This is a genomic window from Prevotella sp. E13-17, from assembly GCF_022024035.1.
Taxonomy (GTDB): Bacteria; Bacteroidota; Bacteroidia; order Bacteroidales; family Bacteroidaceae; genus Prevotella.
Window position 1 is genome coordinate 2544209 of sequence record NZ_CP091787.1, and the last position, 22433, is coordinate 2566641.

The following is a 22433-nucleotide window of genomic DNA, read 5'->3' on the forward strand; positions in this document are numbered from 1 at the left end:
TTATTTCTTTTTGAGTGTAATGACAACGATTTCTGCAGGAACGCCCAGACGGAAAGGAATGGCACCACCCACCCCTTGAGTGACGCAAAGGGCACGTTCGCCAATCTGATAAAGACCGCCATATTCCTGATAGCAAAGTGAGGCTGGCGACCACCCCAACAGATTGAGTTGTCCACCATGGGTATGACCACTGAGGGTCAGCTGAGCATGACAATGGGGTAATATCTTTCTGCGCCAGGATGTGGGGTCGTGCTCCAACATGACAACAAACTGTTCTCTGCGAATGTGGCTCAAGGCCTGGGAGATATCACCCTTCTGCGGGAAACGTCCCTCGCCATCATTGTCCATACCTGCAATGACGATGCTGTCGTTGCCACGGCGGACCAAATGATGACTATTACACAACAAGTTCCAGCCCAACAACTGATGATTCTCGACAGAACGCCCGGTCAGGCCAGATATCTCAAAAGGATCGTTTGTCTCCAGATAGTCGGGATAGTCATGATTTCCCAGCACCGAATAGACACCGTCGGGGGCTTTCACTCTGCCAAGCAACTCTAAGAACGGCTTCACCTCATCAGGATGTCTGTTCTGCAAGTCACCTGTAAACACAACCATATCGGCATGTTGAGCTTCGATGCTATCCACCACTCGCTCTAACAATGCACGGCGTTTTCCTTTGAAAGTTTCCAGGTGGGTGTCACCAAACTGCACGATGCGATAGCCATCGAAAGCTGCCGGCAGGTCGGCACTCGCAAATTCCACCTCGACAACACGTAGTTGTTGGTTTCCGATATAGAAACCATAAAGGAACATCATCCACAACACCAGCATCAGCATGCCAACACTCCAGCACACCCTGCGACGTGGTTTCAGATAGAGCATCACGCCCACAAAGATGCTCAGCATCATCAGCACCACCCACCCTATCAAGATGTAAGTGTCTGGCTCGAGTAATATCAAGAGAAGCTGAGATAGTATTTTCATAGGTTTGCAGACAAGAATTTACGAATCTTTTCCACGTTCATGCCGCGACGTGCAGCATAATCACACAACTGATCGTTTCCTATACGACCAACAGAGAAGTAGCGTGCTTGCGGATGACTGATCATCAATCCCGAAACGCTGGCATGAGGACGCATGGCTCCGCTCTCTGTGAGCGACACGCCAACCTGCTTCATGTCGAGCAATTCATCAAGCAAGAAGTTAATACTGGCATCAGGGAGTGACGGATAGCCCACAGCCGGGCGGATTCCCTGGAAATGCTCCAGATGCAACTCTGCCACGGAAAGATGCTCATCCGCAGCATATCCCCAGTAGTGGGTACGCACCTGAAGGTGCATCAGCTCTGCTGCAGCCTCCGCCAAACGGTCGGCCAACAGCTGTGCCATCATCTTCTGATAAGGGTCAGCATCAAAATCTTGTTCCATTCCCCGATCCACACTGGTCACAAAAATACCAACCTTATCCCGCTCGGGGTGAATAAAGTCGGCTAACGATAAGCAGGGGGACACATCCTGTTGACGCAGACAAGGCAGACGTTTGTTGGAAGGAAGCAGAACGATATCATCACCGTCACTATGTGCATCTAATATCTGAAACAACGCATAAGCGTGATAACGATTCTCTAACGACATCAAGAATTGTTCAGCCTCAGCCTTTATCTTTTGCTGTTCAACAGGCTGTTTCAACTGCCATGCATGGTAGAAGTAAACCCAGTTGATATAGGGAACAAGCGTATTAATATCGTAGGTGAGCTTCATCGAAATGCTATGGGCTGACCAATATAATTGCAATCCACTTGCCCCTTATTATATACAAGGTGTCCGTTACAAAGCGTTTTCTCAACTCGCCATTGGAAGGTGTGTCCCTCCAGAGGGCTCCATCCACACTTGCTCTGGATGAGATCTGGCGTCACCGTCCACGGACTGTTTGGACGCACGATGACCAAGTCGGCCTGCGCTCCCTTACGTATGAAGCCTCGGTTGCGCACGTCAAATAGTCGTGCAGGACTATGCGCCATCAGTTCCACCATCCGTTCTATCGTCAGCACGTTCTGATCTACCAGCTCCAGCATAGCCACCAACGAGAACTGTATCATCGGCATGCCACTGGCTGCCTTTACGCAGCCGCCCTCTTTCTGTTTCAACAGATGTGGTGCATGGTCGGTGCCTACCACAGCGATACGTCCATCGCTGAGCGCCTGACGCAACATGAACTGATCAACAGGACTCTTGATTGAAGGATTCACCTTGATACGTGTCCCCAATCGGTCGTAGTCGAGCATCGAGAAGAACAGATGTCCCACACACACCTCGGCAGTGATATCGGCTTCGCCTGGTGAAAAGAGTTCCAGTTCTTCTGCCGTCGTCACATGTGCCACATGCAGACGTGCCTTATATTTCTTGGCCAAATTGACAGCTTTGGTGGTTGAAACCAGACACGCCTCTTCACTACGTATCAGCGAGTGCAGACGCACATCGGGATCATCACCATAGCCTTTCTTGGCCTCCTCCATATTCTTATTAATAATAGCAGTATCTTCACAGTGCGCCATCAATGGGAGTGGTGTATTCTTAAAGATACGCTCCAGTGCTTCGTCTCTGTCCACCAGCATGTTTCCGGTAGAACTGCCCATAAAAAGCTTAATACCAGGAATGCGGTGAATATCCAACTGGGAGAAAAGCGCTGTGTTATCATTAGTAGCACCAAAGAAGAACGAATAGTTGACGTGACTCTTCTTAGCAGCCAATTGGAATTTCTCTTGCAGTGCCTCTATCGTTGTCGTTTGAGGTACACAGTTGGGCATATCAAAAAAAGACGTGACACCGCCAGCAGCAGCAGCACGACTTTCACTTTCCATATCAGCCTTATCCGTGAGTCCTGGTTCACGAAAATGCACATGATCATCGATTACGCCAGGCAGCAAATAGCAGCCTGAGGCATCAATTAGCTCTCCGTCAAAGTTCTGAGGCTCACCAGTGGTCAGTATATCTGCAATGCTTTCGTCTTCAATGACAACGCATCCCTTGAACCGACGTCCTTCATTGACGATAGTGGCACCTTTGATAAGTGTTTTCATTTGCCTTCCAAGATTTTGTTAACCTCTTCGTCTGTTGGTTCGGACACTACGTCGTCTGCCTTCTCGGGCATATCCGACTTCGTCACGGCCTCGTAGAAAGCTTTCACCTGAGGGTTGTTCTTAAACTGCTCTGTGGCCTTGCTCATGATGTGCTCAACTTGTGGAACCGACGAACAGTTTCTGACAAACACATACGGACCCAAGATATTATCGAAGTTGTTCACCACGAAATCCGTGACCAGACTATCCTCTTCACTGATAATCCTCATGCGTTCACGACCTATCTCCTGCGCAACGACTGACTCGTCGATACCATCAAGCAACATCTGTGCATCACGATGCCCCAGTTCCACCATACGCCCGGTCAACTGGTTCATTTGGTCCAGGAAGTCATAGAGGCAATCGTTCAGGGGTGTACCACTCACCCGCTGCTTCGTATCGTCTATCGTTATGCTGATTTCGCCCTTTTCCATTACTACAGGCATGATGCTCTGATCGTCCATAAAGAGACCAGCCATGCACGTACTGTCAAGCACGCCGCAGAATTTAAAATCGCCATGCACAACCTCGCAAGAATCCAGATTTACCAACTTATCATTTTGTGCCACTTTCAGGTAGAGCTTGCTGCCATCCAAAAGTGACAATGAAGAACTACCTTTAATAGTGTATGACTCTGCACACGAAGTTAAGGCTGCTACTATGGTTAGTACGTAAAAAACTTTTCTCATAAATACATTTTCTATTTTTGCAAAAGTACAACGATATCTTGAACTACAAAAAAAAGTTTGCGCATTTTAAAACAAATGCGCAAACTTTTAGGGATTTTTTGCTTATTTAATCAGTTCATTGTCAATTCTGACCGTTGTATAAAGCTGTAAGATGGCTGCCAAGAGTAGTGTCACCACCCAATTATTGTGCACATACTGTGCATAAGTTATCTGACTGATAAAAGGCAATTTTCCGTAATTTGCAAACATCATGACGGCTGTCAGCAAGAGCAAGAAATCGCTGAACAACATGATGCGGCGAAGGCGTCGGATGGTAAGATTGCGCCCATCATAAGTTTCCATCATTTGTATAATGGTATAAAAGATAGCGCCAACCCCATAGACATAGGGTGCTAAAAACCAATCAAACACGGTACCAACTGCACCTACCAACAACAATACTGCCCCCAACTGAAAAGCAAGGACTTGCCAATTATTCTGTTTTTTCATTATCTAAAGTCTTTTCTTCTTGTTTAATCTCATCATCACTCAACACGAAGATGTCCTCGTCGGCCGCCTTCATAAAATAACGTTCGCGCGCTATGCGTTCCATTGCTTTGGGGTTGTGTTGCAACTCGTGAATGGTTTTCTGGTCGCGCTCGAAGTTATCCTCATAGACAGCTATCTCCTCCTTCAGTTCAGCCACGCGCTGTTTATAGCGGAAATGGTTCCACACACTATTTTCATCGAGGAAGCCTATGAACAATAAGCCTATCACGAGTACCACGATATACTTCATGTAGGGCAAATGCACAATGCGCTTGAGGGTTTCTTTAATTTTCATGTCTTCTCTACTTAACGTTGTCAGGCGAGCACCAAGTCAAAAGCAACTCGCAATTTCTCAACAGATGGATTCTCTTTTACTAGTTCTTCAAACTGCTCGCGGCGTGTCAGGGGCTTTGCCGTTTCCAGATTCTCGGCCACGTGCAGCAGTAGGTCAATACCACTATGTCGCAGATGGAGTTTCAAGGTGCTGATGATGCTACCCTTGATCTGTTCCATCTCTGTTTTCATAATCTCGTTGGGCACTTCCACTTCAACGATAGGCATCTCAGTAATCACTGGATTCATGTTCTTCATGCGCATCGCGATACCACTATATTTCTGCGGCATGCGGTTGCACATGGCTAACCATTGCAGTTCCAAGTCGGCCTGCGTGAACTGGTTTTGCTCGTTTAGCGGTTTAGTCTCCACACCTGGTGTACCTGGCAGAATTTTCATCTTGCTGTTCTGCTGTCGCAGGTTTTTCCACGACATGCCAAGATTGGACACCTTCAAGGTGGGTTTCGACGCACTCTTCACAGGTTGAGTTGGCTGTGAAGCCGAAACACTTACCGTTCCGTTGTCTTGACTCTTCGACGCAGCCACGGTCACCTGCTGAACCGTTTGCTGAGGCTTTGTCTGCTGAATCAGTTGCTTAAACAGGGATTTTAGTCTTCTGGGCTTACGCCCACCAGCAGCCCCCTCGTCGGGCTGTGTCAGTTGTGCCACCTCAATGAGTGTGAGTTCCACCAAGAGGCGTTTATTACTTGACTGACGATAGTTCACGTCACACTGGTTCATCAGCTTCAGTGCGCCATAGAGGAAAGGCAGCTGTACACGCTGAGCCTGTTCGACATAGCGCTGGCGCTGCTGTTCGCTGACCTCCAAGAGAGACAGTGTCTCGGTGTTTTTAGCCATCATCACGTTGCGCACGTGCTTGGCCAGTCCTTGTATGAGCAATCCTCCGTCAAATCCCTTGTTGATAATATCGTTCAGGAGTACCATGATGTCGCTCACCTTGTTTTCCACAGCCATGTCAACGATGCGGAAATAATAATCGGAATCCAGCACGTTCAGGTCTTCTATCACCTTCTGATAAGTGATATTGCCCTGACAGAACGAGGCTGCCTGATCAAAGATTGAGAGAGCATCACGCATACCGCCGTCAGCCTTTTCGGCAATCACTGCCAGTGCCTGTTCCTCGTATTTGATACCCTCCTTCTCGGCTACGCTCTTCAAATGCGCAATGGTGTTCTGCACCGTCATGCGTTCAAAGTCATAAATCTGACAACGGCTCAAGATGGTGGGCAGAATCTTATGTTTCTCTGTTGTGGCCAGAATAAAGATCACATGTGCGGGCGGTTCCTCCAAGGTCTTCAGGAAAGCATTGAAGGCAGCAGTAGAAAGCATGTGCACCTCGTCGATGATAAACACCTTATACTTGCCCAACTGCGGTGGGATGCGTGTTTGCTCCATCAGGGTCTTGATGTGTTCCACCGAGTTATTTGATGCGGCATCCAATTCAAAGATGTTCAGCGAACGTTGCTCGTTGAACGACTGGCAGCTCTCGCACTCGTTACAGGCCTCACCATCTGCCGTAGGGTTCTGGCAGTTGATAGCCTTAGCAAAGATGCGGGCACAGGTCGTCTTTCCCACGCCTCGCGGTCCGCAGAACAGATAGGCATGTGCCAGTTTCCCGCTCTTCACGGCATTTTTCAATGTCGTCGTCAGAGCGCTCTGTCCCACCACCGTATCAAAAGACATCGGGCGGTACTTTCGTGCCGAAACGATATATTCCATGACAATAACGTTGTTTTTAGTTTCAGGTGGCAAAGTTACGAAAAAACGAGAGAAATGCAAAAGGAAAACTTCTTTTTTCTTTTCATTTCCGAGTAACGAATTTTGCAGGGCCCAAAATGAAGTCCCGAATAACAAATAGCCCTCGGCAAGCCGAGGGCCTTGGGAATTAGAGGAATAGTCACTATCTTTGCAACATCAAGCAAGTAAATCATCTACGCTCTGGGCTGACACCCCAATTCCGAGTATGATTCTGTTGTCTGTAGAATGAAGATTGGCCGTTAGATGCCGTATGGAAGAGTACCCACATTCCCATGGACACAGGCTTGTTTTTAACCTCTAAATCCATTTCACATGGCAAAGAAAGCAAAAAAAATCAAGACAGAGAAAGGTTTGCGCCTAAAAATTGTTAATCCAGATTCCGCCGGCATAGACATTGCCGACAAGGAGATTCAAGTGTGTGTCCCGGAAGACCGTGACGGGGAGAACAACCGCCGGTTTGGGAGTTTCACTCGTGACCTGCATGAGATTTGTTCCTGGCTTCATGCCTGCCACATACGCACGGTAGCAATGGAGGCGACAGGAATTTACTGGCTAAATCTGTATCTCATGCTCAGGGATGCCGGGATTGATGTAATCCTAGCCAATCCTCTCCAAGTAAAGAATCTTATGGACGAGAAAACGGATGAGGCAGATGCGGAATGGCTAATGCTCATGCACAGCTATGGAATGGTCAAGCCAAGTTTCCAACCAGAGAACATCACCAGGAAGATACGTAACCTCACACGCCATCGCTTAAACCTGCTCGAATCCGCATCTGTAGAAATCCTGCACATGCAGAAAGCCATGGAAATGATGAACATAAAACTCTCAACCGTCATCTCTGATGTCACGGGAAAGTCCGGCCAGGCTATCATCCGTGCCATCGTTGCGGGAAACCATGACCCGGCATCTCTGTCACAACTGGCCGACGGCAGGTGCAAAGCCTCCAAGGAAACCATTGCCATGTCCCTTGAGGGAACATGGGAAGATGACGTACTGTTCATGCTTGAACAGAGCCTGAAGGCTTATGATTTCTATCAGGAACAGGTGGGGGATTGCAATAACAAGATAGAATCGCTTCTGATGGAATATGCTGCAGCCATCGACACCAAAGGCACAGAATTCGTCCGGACCAAGAAAAGCGCAGCCCATAAGAATGTGCTCACTTTCGACATGGAAAAGTATGCCTTTGACATATGGGGAGTCAACGTTAGGGCTATTCCCGGCATGAACGTAGGCTCAATGCTACAGCTTGTCGGTGAACTGGGACATGACTTCGTAGACAAATTCGATACATGCAGGAAGTTCTGCAAATGGTGTAATATCGTCCCAAGCAACAAAATATCGGGAGGAAAACTTCTCTCAAGCCATCTGCCAAAGAGAAAGAACCCTGTGGGGCAGATTTTCAGAATGTGCGCTAATGCAGTCAAAGACGAGAAAACAGAAATGGGAAATTACTTCAGACGTTTGAAGTCAAGAAGCGGCTCTGCACAAGCCATAGTCGCAACAGCACACAAAATTGCAAGAATCTTCTATACTATGATAAAGAACAGGCAAGAGTACAATGCAAAATTAGTCGGCAGCGACGAGAAGGAACTATTAATCAGGAAAATAGAACGGGCAAAAAAGGCACTGTTTAAGCTTGACCAAAGACTTGCAGAAGCCTCCTAAACAAATTTGTTATATGGAAGTGCCAAGTAAGTTCGGCGAAGCCAAAGTTACGAAAAGTCGAGCGCAAAACAAAGAAAAGTCGTTTCTTTTTTATTCTAAAAACATCACTTGCCATTCGTTCCATACTTTCTGACGATATACCGCCATGATGCTTCCTTGTCGTCGAGGTCCACCTTCACATCCGGCTCCAGGTGTTTCTCGTCTGTTTTTGTCACATCGGGACGTACGAAGTAGCTGCTGGAAATGCTACCCAGAGCTCCCGTGTTAGGAAGCCTATAAGGAATCACCTCGCCATAATGAGAGGGTGAGAAGATAGATGTTGTTCCGATGATGGGACCTATATGGTTATCGCGTGCCATCGTAAGGAGAATCCCCGCACTACTGAAGGTGCGCTTACCCATGACAAAGACCACTTGTCCCTCAAACTGTTTCGGTTGTACATAATTAGCTGGAATCACGGGAGCAGGTTTCTGGTAGAGTTCATCCTTGTGCCCATCGTCCTCCCAATTCTTCTTGGCAGCGGCAATTCTGGGATTATAGGCTGCCATGAGGTTGGAGAAGCGCAGATAGGGTGTGAAGAACTTCATCTTATCTATCGGACAAAGATGTTGCAGCAGCTGGTCGCAGAGTCGGCTACTGCCACCGTTGTTATACTGTACATCCACCACCAGTGTCTTAATACCTCCCTTCTCCATCTGGGCAAACATGTCATCGAGAAACTTGGCGAAGGGATAGTCTGACGCATTCGCGCATTGGTTAAACTGCAGGTAGCAGATACTATATTCCGGAAAGATGCTATAGTCGTAATATGACCTATGGAGACGCATGATATGTTCCATATCTCTGTCACTGGGTATATCCACGTTTCCAGCATCCTGATTTTTCTTCAGTTTGGCCTCTTGCATACGCTTCACCGTTGTGATGTCCGTATGTTTGTCGTGGAGCGGACCTAACACCTCGATGAGTGCATCGACGAAGGCTTCGTCATTCTCCAGATCTTTGCATTGCTCAAGCAGCGCCGGCTTCTTGGCAAACCATTCTGCGCGTCGCACCTCTTTAATATAATAAGGATGTGTATCGGCCACCATGTCCATAAACATGATGGCATCCTTCTGGTACTTGTTACCCGTTTGATATTCACTCTTCGTCTGGTATGCAGAATCGCTGAGTAACTTAAACATATTCACATTCTGAGCCAGTGCCATCTGCCATGCCGCAACAAGGAACAGAGCGGATAGAATTTTCTTCATAAGATTGCTTTCCTAATACGTATTTAGTTTATAGTTTTATGCCGCAAATTTACATATTTTTTTTGCGTCAGGCAAAGAAATGGCAGGAATTCTTCAAGAAAAACTATTGTTCTCCCACTAAAATCTTCAAATTATATATCGCCAAGCCATAAACAATAATGTATGCCATTTAAATAGTATTCAAATTTCTTTTTCATTATTCATCCATGCACAATGGCCATTCTATAATTATCAACCTAATCCTCTAATTATTTGCTTTTAGCCAAGCAGAACTCCCCACATAGCAACGATACCCATAAAAGTCACTATAACAGAACCTATACAGATTAGGACAAAACAAGGAAGACTTTTTTATAAGGTTATTTAGAAGGGAGAAAAAACATAGGGCTATTTCTCCGTATCAGTCTCCCATACCTTTTCAAACTCCTCTTGAGAAATGAAGTTTTCTGGCTTTAGTTCTTCAAGGCACTCCTCATCACCATATAGAATATCGAGAATATTTGAAATATCATCTGATGGTTCTGTTTCATCATGGATATCATAACGTTCCTTTTGGTCTCCGCAAATGAGCAGGAGTCGAGATATCTTGTATTTTTCATATTCAATATACACGGTATCACCCTCTAACGAACGACATACGTAATAGGGGCTATCGAAGTCATCCTTCTTCATCTCAACCATGATATCGCGAATTTTGCATAGGTTATCTTTTGTTGCATGCTTTTTTGCTAATCTGATACTCGTAGAGAAGTACATACAATCAGAGCACACAAAAATCTCGCCATCATGAGGAATAGCTGTTTGCTCCATTCGCATACGAATTTTGCGACTTCGTTTTTCCCACTCCTTTTCATAGCACCCTGGATTTACAAACATAAGTGCATCAATACGGAATTGCTTTCTTTTTCTACTATACTCATAACATAGTTGTCTTTCTTCATCATAGAAACTATATACAGTATTTTTCCCACTTTTCCAAATGTCTGGATTGGGATTATCCGTCAACCAGAGTGCCCTTTGCCTTATCCATGCCGTAGGCAAGAAATAACATAAGGAGAAGATTATAACACAGAATAATACGATAAGTATTTCAATATATGCACCGCCGTCTATATGCGAAAGAGGTGATAGCATCTGATATGTTATATATACAAAGAAAAATAAGACTAAAAAGAATATATAAAGGAACGTTTTCACCACAAAGCGCCTCATTTTGGCAATCATAGGGACAGTTAATATACTCTTTATATTCATCGCTCAAGGGGATTGTTTCTTTGTGTTGTAACTCAGTTTATAGTTTTATGCCGCAAATATACATATTTTTTTACGTTAGACAAAGAAATGGCAGGAATTCTTCAAGAAAAGCTATTGTTTAGTGTCTGAAAAGCTATACTTTTCTTCCCTCGTGAATCATGGGAACAGGCACTTGATTCATAAATTTGAAGTGTAAAATTTCCCCAATTTGATTAACTTTGCAAGCGAAATATGAAGATGGACGAAAAAACAATAAGAGAGACATTGCTGAAAGGTGAGCGAGTGACGCTGGGATGATGAAAGTCGCTCGATTTTATAGCGACGAAGAAATGTTTGCGACACTATCGCAAACATTAACGTGGAGTCATTTCTTGAAACTCGTTACCATAGAAGATAATAACAAGCGATTGTTCTATCAACGAGACGCCCATTGCCCAATGGTTTATGGAGCAGTTTGGATTATCTCAAAAAGAGACTCAAAGGAAGGGAAATAGGCTTTAAACCTATTCCTTTTCTTGTTATTGGTATGTATTTTTGCTATTTTCTTTCATTTTCGATTGGAATCTCGTTTAAATTTACTATTTTTACACACGGATTTCGTATTTGTACGTTTTCCAAGACATATTGCTCGATAGTCACACAATCACCACCGTTGATATACGAGCAAACCTTCATTATTGGGACTGCTACCCAAACGGGCGCAGCTTTCCCATATTTGAAGGTGGTTTGTGGTGAACCGTGTGACGTATGGCGAATGTCTGCGCCTTTTTTAAGATATGAACACGACTTCAGCACCATTGCAATATAAAGGAGATTTTTGACATATTATACTTAAAATTCAAACTGATTCATAATGCAAATTAATGTAAGTACCTCCAATGTAGATTGGAATTTTGAAATAGCGAACAGATATCTTCCTGTAAGATTGTCAACAACGCATTTTGATGGATATGGTGAGTGTATCGTCATTGTGGCAAACAGAGCCGACGGGATGACTTCTGAAATCACCGAGAACAATAATTCAGAAGTGTTTATTACACTTATGGATAAATACCTATATGAAGACGTGAAAGCAAAAGTGTTAGGTATGGATTATTGGAAACCCAATACGCATTACAACACTTTTGATGGTTTCGCTGATGATATAAAGAGAAAAATTCATTTAGATGGTTCTGTGTTTTAAATTCAAGCCGTCGAATTATTAGCGAAAACCATAGTTTTTAACAATACTATAAGCATTACTAATATGTCAATAAAAGAATTTCTCGATAGCGAAAGGAACTCTTTTGATTCCTTATTACAAGATTACGACAACATGCAACCTCTATATGCATGTCCCGTATTGGCGACAAATCAATTTTCATATGTTTATGATTCCTGTCCAATGTTTTGGGATTTAGACAAAGGCTTTTTCCTAAAAGAGGACAAAATAATACCAAATGTTGATTTACATGGCTCTGATGACCTAATTCCACAGCTGTATTTGAAATCATCATCAAGGTTTTATAACACATACGTAGAAGACAAACATATTGGAATGACATATACGTTCTATTCCAAATTAGCTTGCCATAAAATCTATCAATTTTTTGATGAAGACGGAGAAGGTACACATGGTATTGAACCTTTTTCTTACAAAAGGATGCCTTCTTTTTTTGAGGACCCCAATAATCTTCCAGATTGGTTAATTGAAGGAATGATTAATGAAGACAACGTGATTGGAATGGTGTGCATTGAGGCATCGGTTTCCAAGGAGCGAATTGGAGTGTTCTCATTATTATTAAATAGACCACGTAAAATGGAACGTCTTCACAAATTTGATCTTTATGAAATATTTGATTACCAAAAGGTCTATCTGGAATCCTCCTATTTAAAATCATATAATACAAAGATTTTAGTATGGGCATTTGTTCATGACCTCAAAAAGGGTACAGGGCTTGCTAAATTACAAGTAATTGGTGATGAAGAGAATGCAAGGAATCTTCATAGTTACATTAGATGTAATTATGAAAGATTTACTGACGAGAAAAAAGATGAATGCGTATTGCTGTATCCTGATGAATATAAAAAGTTCACACCATCAGATGAGATTTATCAAAGGCTTGTTATTGATACGGTAATGAGTATGGCAACAACGATTCGTCGTTGGGGGCTTGGCGGATCTTATGCTGTTGCAGCCATTACAGGAGACGAATCGGTTACAAATCTGATGGTTACAACAATTAAGAAGATTGATAACAACAAGAAGATTACTTTAAAATTACCCTGTGAATACCAGTTTCCACTAACCATCGTTCTTTCATTCATGAACATGATGTATGGGGAAAATATTCCGATAAAAGCACCTCTCGGCTTTTGGTTGTATTACTTACTATTTGAATACAGGAAAAGATGTTCCCAAGAAGAATTACCATTCATCAATACCCTTATGGTATTTACATTGAGAAACAATTTGAGTTCATTTGCTAAATTTTTCAGTGTAATCAAGCAAAAAACGTTTATTGAAGAGATAAAGACGAAAGGATTCTTTGGAACAAAAGTTAAAACAGTTAGTAGCGATTGGATTTCTCGTGACAACAACTCATGCGTATTCGAACTTATCTATTATTTCTCAGGAAATGGTGAGACACAGTGGGACAAATTATCATCGGAAGAGCAGCTGTTTTGGAGCAGAAGGCTTGATAATGAAATAGAATACGAGGCGATTCTTCAACAACTTCAAAGAGACGGACAACATACCACGATGGGGATTGAAAAACAACGGGAATTCTATGCAAGTCAATTATATGAGGCTATCAAGTCTGAAATCGATAATAATAATTTCTACATGAGGGACTATAATTGACGGGCAAAAACATAAGTGAACATTATCAGAAGAACGTTGTTTTATTATAAAAACTAATCGTGAGGATGCCGCCACAAATTGCCAACGCATCCTCACGAAAGAAATGTCACATTCTGTCTTATATACAAATCTTGTTGATGATTGTTCAAATTTTGATACAACAGACTGTTCTCTTGCTAAACTAATTAGCCATTCCGCTTTACATAAACATGTTTGATACGGCTATCTCCAGAATTTCTCTTATCTATCGTAAAATGAGTTTTACAAGATTCAATTAAAGGAGTCAATTTAGGAAATCCATAGTTACGAGGGTCAAAGTCTGGTTTCTTTTTGAGTATAAGATTCCCAACTTCAGCGAGAAATGCCCACCCACTATCATCTGCCAAATCATCTATTGACTGGTTTAGAAGACTTATTATGTCATTTCCAATAGCATCTTTGACTTTTGTTGGTTTAGAAACTTCTTTGGTCGTTTTGCTATCATGCACATTTTGAGTTTCATTATTGCCAAGTATTTCTATATAGATAAACTTGTCACATGAAACAATAAAGGGTTTAGGCGTCTTCTTTTCTCCCATACCAATGACAAATTTGCCAGCTTCTCTCAATCTTGTTGCTAAACGAGTAAAGTCACTATCGCTCGACACGATGCAAAAACCATCAACTTGATCGACATGTAAGATGTCCATTGCATCAATGATCATAGCAGAATCAGTAGCGTTTTTCCCTGTTGTATAACTATATTGCTGAACAGGTGTTATTGCATTCTCTAACAAAACTGATTTCCAACCAGACACAGAGGGTTTTGTCCAATCTCCATAAATCCTCTTTATAGTAGGGTTGCCATATTTGGCAACCTCATCCAACATTTCCCTAACACGAGAATACGGCACATTGTCAGCATCAAATAGTACGGCTAATTTGTTTTCTTTGTTTGTACTCATAATCTTGACATCTATTTTAACATATTTCTATTGTTGTTTCCTTCAAGCACCTGCATTTGCTGGATAGCAATCTGATTGAGTTTCAAAAGTCTTTCGCCCTGCGGCATTCCATCATTGATAAGCACAGCATTGATATTCTCCATATTCGACAGACATATCAGTTCGTTGATGGTGGCATAGTCACGGATATTGCCCTTCAAGTCTAGATTTGCCTCTCGCCATTGCTTGGCGGTCATCCCAAACATGGCCACGTTAAGCACATCTGCCTCTTCTGCATAGATGATACTGGCTTGTGCTGGGGTCACTTCTTCTGGTATCAGATGGCTCTTGATGGCATCAGTATGTATATGGTAGTTGATTTTGGATAATTCTCTTTTGGCAGTCCATCCCAACATTTTTTGTTCCTCAGCTTTCAGCCGTTGGTATTCCTTGACCAGTAGCAGTTGGAATTTAGGACTTATCCACATGCCAAAGTGATAGGCAATATAGCGATGTGCGTAAGTGCCACCATATCGCCCAGCCTTAGAGAAGATACCAATGGCACCTGTCTTTTCTATCCATGTCTTGACTGACAGAACAAAGTTATTACTGCCCGCCATATTTCTAAATGTACCGAATTCGGTACAATTAAAATTTGGATTGTAGAGCATTTCCCATTCTCCAAGATACTCAATCGTACTTTTCAGACTGAGCCATCTATTCTTTTTATTTCCGAGAAAGCGGTCCAAGTGACCGAGCGATTATATCTTTAATAGAGGTATGTTCGAAAAAAGTATGTTCGTAAAAAAAAGTATGTTCGTTTGTTATTCTGTCTTTCCCCCTGTTATTATGTCTTTAAAAAGTTATTATATCTTCCCGCCAGTTTTGACATGCAATTCAAGCAGTATTAAGGAGGCATACAAAAGCTTTGGGGATGCTGTTCTTTAGGTATGACTTTTGTTCCAGGGGCTAGAAATGATTATTCCAGGGGCTAGACGAGATGCGCCCAGGGGCTGGACAAAGTGATTCCAGGGGCTGGACAGAAGGATTCTAGGCCCTGGAATCAGAACAAAAGTGGCACTATTACATTCGAATAGTGCCACTTTTATACTGCAATAGCGGTGCTATGGCGATGTTATTCTGCTACTTTGATGGCGACAGCATGCAACTGTTGCCAACCAGCAGCATCGGTCAAGCGTATCATGAAGTGATAGTCGCCGGGATCAACGTCGGCCGGAATGGGGATGTTGACGTTGGCTTCGTATTGGCGCTGACCTGCTGGTATGCTGAAGTCTTGATTGTAGATCCAAGGCTTGACAGGCGCCTTGTCGGCATCCATAGGACACTCGACGACCGAGGTGCTGTGGGTGTGGTGATCGAAGTTGTTGTGAATCTCGATATTAAAAGCCCCCAGCTCGGTATTGTCGGTGAACACATAGTGTACCGTCATCACCTCGCAACGATGATACACCTGACAGTCAATAGGGTTTGCAACGATGCCCTGATCGCTGATGACGGGTTGCTGCTTATCCATATTGCCTTCGTCGTCAGAGCTGCTGCACGCACAAAGTGCGCACAGCAGAGTAAAAACAAAAACTATATTCTTCTTCATTTTCATATTATTTTATTCTTCCTCCTCTTCAGTGATACTCTTCTTAGCCGATGTTGACAATCCCTGCGCATCGGTCACGGTCATGGTCAGCACATCGCCCTCCAGCACACCTTTGCCGGCAATAGGTACATGTACGTGGAAGCCGTCAATGTTGAGCACACCGATATATTTGCTGTCTGTCACGGGATAGGCCACCTTAACGTTTCCTTGCTGGTCGCTGACAACGATCTGTATAGAGGCCGTGCGACCCATAGCCACCACGTCAGCCTCGGTACAGAGGATATCACCTTCGATGTTTGCCTCTTCAATCGTAATCTCGGGGGCTGGTTGCAGATCATCATCATCGCTGTCGCAAGAAACAAAACCGAGTGTAAACACCAATGTGAGAGCCATCATGAGACTCATATATTTCAGAATTTTCATTTTCAAAAATAAGTTTTTATGATCGTTAATACTAAATATGTTTGTTAAAATTCAGAACGTCAGCCCCACCATCAATGACATGTTGCGTCCCGGTTCGGGCACGTCAATGAGGCGATAATAGCTGGTGTGATCGTAGTAACGGCGATTCAACAGGTTGTCGGCATGCAGCGCAATGTCCAGCTTGCACGACTTCAAATCCACCTGCTTACCTGCCGAGAGGTTCAAGGTCCAATGTCCATCAGTAGGTTTCTCTGGCGGCACAATCTCATGCTGTGCTCCCACGATGTGGGCATTCACACCCACGAAGTTGTCGCCCAGCCACTGAAAAGAATACTTTGCATCAGCATCGATGGACCACGGCGTACTGAAAGGCAGCGTGTAGCCCTTTTTCTGTCCAGACTGCTGACGTGCATAGAGATACTCGCCCTTCAGTTCAGTCTCCCAGTGAGCATTAACAACCCATGTTGCCTGTGCCTCAACACCATAGCGCAGCACGCGTGCCTGGGTGTAGTGATAGAGTTGTAAGCCTTCCACATACTGTGACGTAGGATTCAGATAGATATAGTTGGGAAAATAGTTCACGTAGGGATCCAGCTGCACGCAGAATGCGTCGTTGTCCCAGTGGATGCCCAGGTCCAGCTGGTAACTCTCCTCAGGGTCGAGGTTGGCATTGCCACGCTCATAGCGGAAAATGTGGTAGTTCACACCGTCGGCGCCCAACTCCTTAGGGATTGGCACGCGATAACTCTTGCCCACATTGGCCTTCAACACCCAGTGGTCCACGCCATAGCTGACACCCGTTGACCAGGTGAGACTGTTGAAGTAGCGGTCGATGTTGGCCGAGCGTTCCTTGTACTCCTCGCCATTGGCTGTAGGCGTCGGGAACCAGTCGCGATAGCCATCGATATGCGTATGAGCATGATCCATGCGGAAACCTGCATTCCACTTCAACTGGTCGCTGATGGTGTAGCGGTCTATGGCATAAAGCCCCATGCTCGTGGTCTCAAAGTCGGGAATAATAAATCCCCATCCGCCACGACGATTGTGCTGATACTCGCTGTTCAGTCCCACGCTCAGCTCATGACGCTGAGAAAGTTTCAGCATCATGCCCAGATTGGCCGTCAGTGTGTTCTTCACGAAACGCCGTTCCAACGATCCCTCTGGACGTGGCATATAGCCATGACTCACGGGCTCTGTCAGTTCTTCGCGGTGGTTGTTCTGCCATGCCAGGTTGGCCTCCAAACGAAGGTGATCAGCCTGCCACGAGGTGTGGCTCAGCACTTTCAGGTGGTTCACCCACTGATAAGGCAAGTCCACGTCACGTCGCGACTGGTCGTAATCGATATTCGACAGACGCACCTCCAGTCCGTGGGCGTTGGCAAAGAAGCCACTCTTCATGTAACTGTCCGACACCCGCACGTCTGTATGAAAGCGATAGCCTGCATAACCCAGTGTCACACTGCCGTCACGCTCGCACCCAGCCGTGTTGCGCAGTCGTTGATCCTTCAGTTTTATCCAGTAGGAATAATACTGAATACTGTCGGTAGGCACCCGATAGTCGGCATAGTCTATCAACGTAGCCCCCAGACGATAGAACCAGTTGCCATGTCTTCCGCCCAGTTTAGCCGTCAAGCCAACCTGCTCATTGTTCGAGCGTCCAAACACCTGGATGTTGCCACTCAGGGGTTCTGTCGGGATATGATTGGTATATAGGTTCAGCACACCGCCAATGGCGTCTGAACCATATAGTAGCGCAGCTGGTCCCTTGACCACCTCTGCCCTATCTACGGCAAACTGATCAATCTCGAGTCCGTGGTCATCACCCCACTGTTGGCCTTCGTGTTTGACACCATCTTCGCTGACCACCATACGGTTGAACCCCAGACCGCGAATCACAGGCTTAGACTGGCCAGAGCCAATCGTCATGGCTTTCACGCCGGGAATACCTTCAAGGGTCTGCATCAGCGACCCCGAAAAATGCTGCTGCAAGTAGTCGTGACTGACCTGTATCGCCGTCTGCGACGTGCGCATCAGATAGTTACGCTGCTGCTGTCCACTCACCGTGACTTCTTTCAGCACCACAGTCGTATCGTCTGGCACTACTTCAGCATAGCTACTGGCAGCCACCACCGACAGCGATGCAGCCAGAATAGAAAATGTCATAGCTATATTTCCATTTATAATATAAAAAAACTACAGTCCACATCCTCACGGATGCTGACTTCCCAACCTGCTAAATGGAGAAAGCAGGGGGCGCTCGCAATCCGACAACGCCGCCGTCGCCAATATGCACAGGATATTGACGGACAGCAGTTCTGACGCACACGTCCTTCGAAACGACCGAAAGAACGACAGTTGCTACTGCTACATACGTCAGCGTCAGAAACTGGCACAGCACACAGTCGTGACTCCACGAGACGACATTTGTCAAGTGTCCCTGACAACTATGTCGCACGCAGTCGTTACATTCCGTCGTCTCTTTTGCCTGTCCCTCATGAACATGAAGTGAGGTCAGCAAAAGCATTGACGAGAATATCAACAACAGCGCCCATGCTGTAATGAGTCTCTTCATAACCAATTTCACGCGTGCAAAATTACAACTTTTTATTGAATCGCTTTTCATTTCCTTACAAAAATAACTTTTTTTTAGTAACAACAAGCTGGCTAAAAGCCCAGAGAAAAAAACACGTTATTCTTTGTTTTCCAATAAATTCAGTAACTTTGCAGCCAATTAGTTATTGAACAATGGCAAAAGAACAAAGCTCTGTCAAAGAAAGACAACACACCAACCTGCGCGAACCACGGCGCTACAAGGTGCTGATATACAACGACGACTTCACACCTATGGAGTTTGTGGTGAAGATTCTCGTAGAGATTTTTTTCAAAAGCAATACCGAAGCCGAGGCGCTGATGCTGCAAGTTCACCACTCCGACAAGGCGGTGGTGGGCATCTACAGCTATGATGTGGCCCTTTCAAAGGTTAGCAAAGCTACAAACATATCACGAGAGGCGGGCCATCCACTCCGCCTATCGGTTGAACCAGAACAGTAAGACTATGGCAGAAATCAGACGAACCAAACGGGCTACCCGCACGCTTGAAGATGCTGTGGCATGCTGCGAGACTTTCAGACATGAGTTTGTCATGCCCGAACATCTGCTGTTGGCACTTCTCAACGATGTGGAGTTTCAGCAAACGCTGAACCTTTTCTACTCTGCTGAACTTCTGAAAAGGAAAACGAAAGAGAAGCTGGCAGAGGTAGAGTTCGTGCCAAACGGCTGCGACTACGATCCCGAAATATCAGTACAGCTGGCACAAATCATCAATATCGCATGGCAACAGGTGACCTTTAGCAGCGCAAACGAGATAGACGTGACGCATCTTGTCACTGCCCTGTTGCAGCTGGAAGACTCTTGGGCAGCCTATTTACTGAAAGATGCGTTAGGCGAAAAGGAGAGCAACTTCATCAGTCTGCTCATTGACGGCTATGAACTCGAAGACCATCTGAACAGCGACTTTAACGAAGATGACGAGGACGACGACCTGTTTGACGACTACGACAAGCATCATGAGTTGGCCTGGCGTCAGTTGGTGACGTGCATGAACGAGCTGTACGAGAAGCACAACCCGCTGATAGGACGTGACATGGAACTGGCACGGACCATACAAGTGCTGTGCCGACGCGACAAGAACAACCCACTGCACATCGGCGAACCTGGAGTCGGAAAGACGGCTTTGGTGTGGGGACTGGCCCGAATGATTGCCGAAGGACGAGTGCCCGACCGACTGAAGGAGTCGCGCATCTACCAACTGGACTTAGGCACACTACTGGCCGGCACACAATATCGCGGCGACTTCGAGAACCGCATCAAGATGATTATGGACGGCATTAGGAATGAAAGCGAAGCCAACATCGTGTATATCGACGAGATACACACACTGGTGGGAGCGGGTGCAACGGGCGAAGGGGCCATGGATGCCTCAAACATGCTGAAGCCTTACCTCGAAGCTGGCAGCATTCGCTTTATCGGCAGCACTACCTACGAAGAGTATAACCGCCACTTCTCGCGCTCAAAAGGACTGGTGCGTCGTTTCCAGCAGATAGACATTCCTGAACCATCGCCCGAGGAGACCAAGCATATTCTGCGCCAGCTACAGCCCAACTACGAAGCTTTCCACCATGTGAAGTACGACAGTGATGCCATTGACTTTGCGGTGGATGCCAGCGCCAAATACGTGAACGACCGCTTTCTGCCCGACAAGGCTATCGACTTGATCGACGAAGCGGGCGCTGCCTATGAAAGCAAACGGGCAGAGGGGGAACCTGAAGATGCAGCGACGGCAACGGTGACCAAGGCCGACATTGCCGAGGTGCTGGCAAAAACCTGCAAGGTGGATGCGCTGGCAGTCAACGAGACCAGCGAGCACCTGCTACTGGAGCAGATGGCACCAAAGATGTTGGCAAAGATTTACGGACAGGACGAAGCCATCAGTCAGGTGGTGGAAGCTGTGCAGATGGCGCACGCAGGACTGCTTGACGACAACAAGCCTGTGGCCTCGCTGCTGTTTGTCGGTCCGACCGGCGTCGGGAAGACCGAGGTTGCACGGATGCTGGCCCGCGTGCTGGGCATCGAACTGGTCCGCTTCGACATGAGCGAATACACCGAAAAGCACACTGTGGCCAAACTGATTGGTTCGCCTGCAGGCTACGTGGGCTACGAGGATGGCGGTCTGCTGACCGATGCTATCCGCAAAACCCCCAACTGCGTGCTGCTGCTCGACGAGATTGAAAAGGCGCATCAAGACATCTATAACATTCTGTTGCAAGTGATGGACTATGCCCGTCTGACCGACAATAAAGGACGCAAGGCAGACTTCCGCAACGCGATTCTGATCATGACCTCGAATGCGGGCGCACAATATGCGGGCCAAGCAGCCGTCGGCTTCACGGGGGGCACCTCGCGCGGCGCGGCAATGTTGCGACAGGTAAAGAAGACCTTTAAGCCGGAATTCATCAACCGTCTGTCGGGCACGGTGGTGTTCAACGACATGGACGAGAAGATGGCACGCCTCATCCTCGACAAGAAACTCGACGAGCTGCGCGAGAAACTGAGTCATAAACACGTCACGATGACGCTCAGCGATGAGGCCTTCGACCTGCTCCTAAAGGAGGGATTCACTCAAGAATATGGTGCTCGCGAGATGGATCGTATCATTGCTCATCATCTGAAGCCCCTGCTGACACGCGAGATTCTGTTCGGCAGCATGAAGCAGGGCGGCAACATTAACATCACCACAGACCATGGCCATCTTTCAATTGGATAAGCGATTGTGGTTCCCGCATCCAAGTATGGGCGAGGACGACGGACTGATAGCCGTGGGAGGCGACCTCAGCATCGACCGTCTGCTGCTGGCCTACTCCAACGGATTCTTCCCTTGGTACTCGTATCGCGACAGCAAAGAGCCGATGTGGTACTGTCCGCAGCAGCGCTTCGTCATCTTCCCCGATGAGATACACATCAGCCATTCCATGCGTCAACTCATGCGCAGCCAACGCTATCAGGTGAGCATCAACAAGGACTTCGACGGCGTGATTCGTGGTTGTTCGATGGCTCAAGACCGCGACACCACCGAGGGCGCGTGGCTGGGCCCCGACATGATGAAGGCCTACACCGAGATGCACCGCCAGGGCTTTGCTGCCAGCGTGGAGGTGTGGGACAATGAGCAGCTGGTGGGCGGTCTCTATGGCGTCACCATTGGTTCTGCCTTCTTTGGCGAGAGCATGTTCTCGCTGGTGCCCAACGCGTCGAAACTGGCACTCATCCATCTGGCTCAGGTGTTGCGAGAAAACGGCGGGAGCCTCATCGACTGTCAGTTCGAGACGCCTCATCTCCGCTCTATGGGCGGGCGCCACATCTCCTACGAAGAATATATGGAACTCATCGGATGACCACCCTCTTGTCATCCCATCACCTTAAACTTAGAATAGTGGCACTTTACGACCGGT

Annotated in this window: 21 protein-coding genes and 1 pseudogene; 7 read left to right on the plus strand and 15 right to left on the minus strand. The window is 46.0% G+C overall.

Annotated features, from left to right (window positions below; translation table 11 throughout):
* The 7 genes from L6472_RS10400 to L6472_RS10430 form a co-directional block, all read right to left on the minus strand.
* Positions 1-987, minus strand: coding sequence for a metallophosphoesterase (locus L6472_RS10400; RefSeq protein ID WP_237804832.1), 987 nt, complete (start codon positions 985-987; stop codon positions 1-3).
* Positions 984-1763 (minus strand): vitamin B12 dependent-methionine synthase activation domain-containing protein, encoded by a 780-nt coding sequence (locus L6472_RS10405; RefSeq protein WP_237804834.1) that lies wholly within the window; start codon positions 1761-1763, stop codon positions 984-986. The genes L6472_RS10400 and L6472_RS10405 overlap by 4 nt, the downstream gene beginning before the upstream one ends.
* A complete protein-coding gene (locus L6472_RS10410; RefSeq protein ID WP_237804836.1) occupies positions 1760-3082 on the minus strand; it encodes a dihydroorotase in 1323 nt (440 codons plus the stop codon). The genes L6472_RS10405 and L6472_RS10410 overlap by 4 nt, the downstream gene beginning before the upstream one ends.
* A complete protein-coding gene (locus L6472_RS10415; RefSeq protein WP_237804838.1) occupies positions 3079-3810 on the minus strand; it encodes a DUF4369 domain-containing protein in 732 nt (243 codons plus the stop codon). The genes L6472_RS10410 and L6472_RS10415 overlap by 4 nt, the downstream gene beginning before the upstream one ends.
* Before the next feature lie 102 nt (positions 3811-3912).
* A complete protein-coding gene (locus L6472_RS10420; RefSeq protein WP_237804840.1) occupies positions 3913-4299 on the minus strand; it encodes a hypothetical protein in 387 nt (128 codons plus the stop codon).
* On the minus strand, positions 4283-4633 hold the full coding sequence (locus L6472_RS10425; protein ID WP_237804842.1) for a septum formation initiator family protein: 351 nt from the start codon (positions 4631-4633) through the stop codon (positions 4283-4285). The genes L6472_RS10420 and L6472_RS10425 overlap by 17 nt, the downstream gene beginning before the upstream one ends.
* 20 nt (positions 4634-4653) lie before the next feature.
* The gene (locus tag L6472_RS10430; RefSeq protein WP_237804844.1) at positions 4654-6411 is read right to left on the minus strand and encodes a DNA polymerase III subunit gamma/tau; all 1758 of its coding nucleotides are present in this window, start codon (positions 6409-6411) and stop codon (positions 4654-4656) included.
* A gap of 351 nt (positions 6412-6762) precedes the next feature.
* Here L6472_RS10430 and L6472_RS10435 point away from each other — a divergent pair, with 351 nt between their 5' ends.
* Positions 6763-8121 carry an IS110 family transposase gene (locus L6472_RS10435; RefSeq protein ID WP_237804846.1) on the plus strand — a complete coding sequence of 453 codons (1359 nt, stop codon included), beginning with the start codon at positions 6763-6765 and terminating at the stop codon, positions 8119-8121.
* Positions 8122-8225: 104 nt separating this feature from the next.
* Here the strand turns inward: L6472_RS10435 and L6472_RS10440 are convergent, their stop codons facing one another.
* Together L6472_RS10440 and L6472_RS10445 are read right to left on the minus strand one after the other, a co-directional pair.
* Positions 8226-9371: a S41 family peptidase gene (locus tag L6472_RS10440; protein WP_237804848.1), complete on the minus strand. Its 1146-nt coding sequence runs from the start codon at positions 9369-9371 to the stop codon at positions 8226-8228.
* A gap of 387 nt (positions 9372-9758) precedes the next feature.
* Entirely contained in the window at positions 9759-10625 is an 867-nt protein-coding gene (locus L6472_RS10445) for a hypothetical protein (RefSeq protein ID WP_237804850.1), read from the minus strand.
* A gap of 296 nt (positions 10626-10921) precedes the next feature.
* Here L6472_RS10445 and L6472_RS13670 point away from each other — a divergent pair, with 296 nt between their 5' ends.
* The 3 genes from L6472_RS13670 (at position 10922) to L6472_RS10455 (ending at position 13470) form a co-directional block, all read left to right on the plus strand.
* On the plus strand, positions 10922-11119 hold the full coding sequence (locus L6472_RS13670; protein ID WP_370640912.1) for a hypothetical protein: 198 nt from the start codon (positions 10922-10924) through the stop codon (positions 11117-11119).
* Positions 11120-11478: 359 nt separating this feature from the next.
* Positions 11479-11808 carry a hypothetical protein gene (locus L6472_RS10450; RefSeq protein ID WP_237804852.1) on the plus strand — a complete coding sequence of 110 codons (330 nt, stop codon included), beginning with the start codon at positions 11479-11481 and terminating at the stop codon, positions 11806-11808.
* Positions 11809-11871: 63 nt separating this feature from the next.
* Positions 11872-13470, plus strand: coding sequence for a hypothetical protein (locus L6472_RS10455; protein WP_237804854.1), 1599 nt, complete (start codon positions 11872-11874; stop codon positions 13468-13470).
* 185 nt (positions 13471-13655) lie between these two features.
* Here the strand turns inward: L6472_RS10455 and L6472_RS10460 are convergent, their stop codons facing one another.
* From L6472_RS10460 to L6472_RS10485, 6 genes and pseudogenes are all read right to left on the minus strand, one after another.
* Positions 13656-14414: an NYN domain-containing protein gene (locus L6472_RS10460; protein ID WP_094389646.1), complete on the minus strand. Its 759-nt coding sequence runs from the start codon at positions 14412-14414 to the stop codon at positions 13656-13658.
* A gap of 11 nt (positions 14415-14425) precedes the next feature.
* A pseudogene (locus tag L6472_RS10465) lies at positions 14426-15112 on the minus strand (KilA-N domain-containing protein); the annotation flags it as partial.
* 416 nt (positions 15113-15528) lie between these two features.
* A complete protein-coding gene (locus L6472_RS10470; RefSeq protein WP_237804856.1) occupies positions 15529-16005 on the minus strand; it encodes a DUF4625 domain-containing protein in 477 nt (158 codons plus the stop codon).
* Positions 16006-16017: 12 nt separating this feature from the next.
* The gene (locus L6472_RS10475) at positions 16018-16428 is read right to left on the minus strand and encodes a hypothetical protein (protein WP_237804858.1); all 411 of its coding nucleotides are present in this window, start codon (positions 16426-16428) and stop codon (positions 16018-16020) included.
* Positions 16429-16479: 51 nt separating this feature from the next.
* Positions 16480-18591: a TonB-dependent receptor gene (locus L6472_RS10480; RefSeq protein ID WP_237804860.1), complete on the minus strand. Its 2112-nt coding sequence runs from the start codon at positions 18589-18591 to the stop codon at positions 16480-16482.
* Between the two features lie 70 nt (positions 18592-18661).
* Complete coding sequence (locus L6472_RS10485; RefSeq protein ID WP_237804862.1) at positions 18662-19000, minus strand: hypothetical protein; 339 nt, start codon at positions 18998-19000, stop codon at positions 18662-18664.
* 173 nt (positions 19001-19173) lie between these two features.
* Between L6472_RS10485 and L6472_RS10490 the strand changes: the two genes are divergently transcribed.
* From L6472_RS10490 to aat, 3 genes are read left to right on the plus strand one after another with little or no spacing between them, the layout of a single operon-like run.
* Positions 19174-19479, plus strand: a complete 306-nt coding sequence (locus L6472_RS10490) for an ATP-dependent Clp protease adaptor ClpS (protein WP_237804864.1) — start codon at positions 19174-19176, stop codon at positions 19477-19479.
* A gap of 4 nt (positions 19480-19483) precedes the next feature.
* The gene (gene clpA / locus L6472_RS10495) at positions 19484-21751 is read left to right on the plus strand and encodes an ATP-dependent Clp protease ATP-binding subunit ClpA (RefSeq protein ID WP_237804866.1); all 2268 of its coding nucleotides are present in this window, start codon (positions 19484-19486) and stop codon (positions 21749-21751) included.
* Positions 21729-22376 (plus strand): leucyl/phenylalanyl-tRNA--protein transferase, encoded by a 648-nt coding sequence (aat, locus tag L6472_RS10500; RefSeq protein ID WP_237804868.1) that lies wholly within the window; start codon positions 21729-21731, stop codon positions 22374-22376. Before clpA ends, aat begins: the two co-directional genes overlap by 23 nt.
* Positions 22377-22433 lie beyond the last annotated feature (57 nt).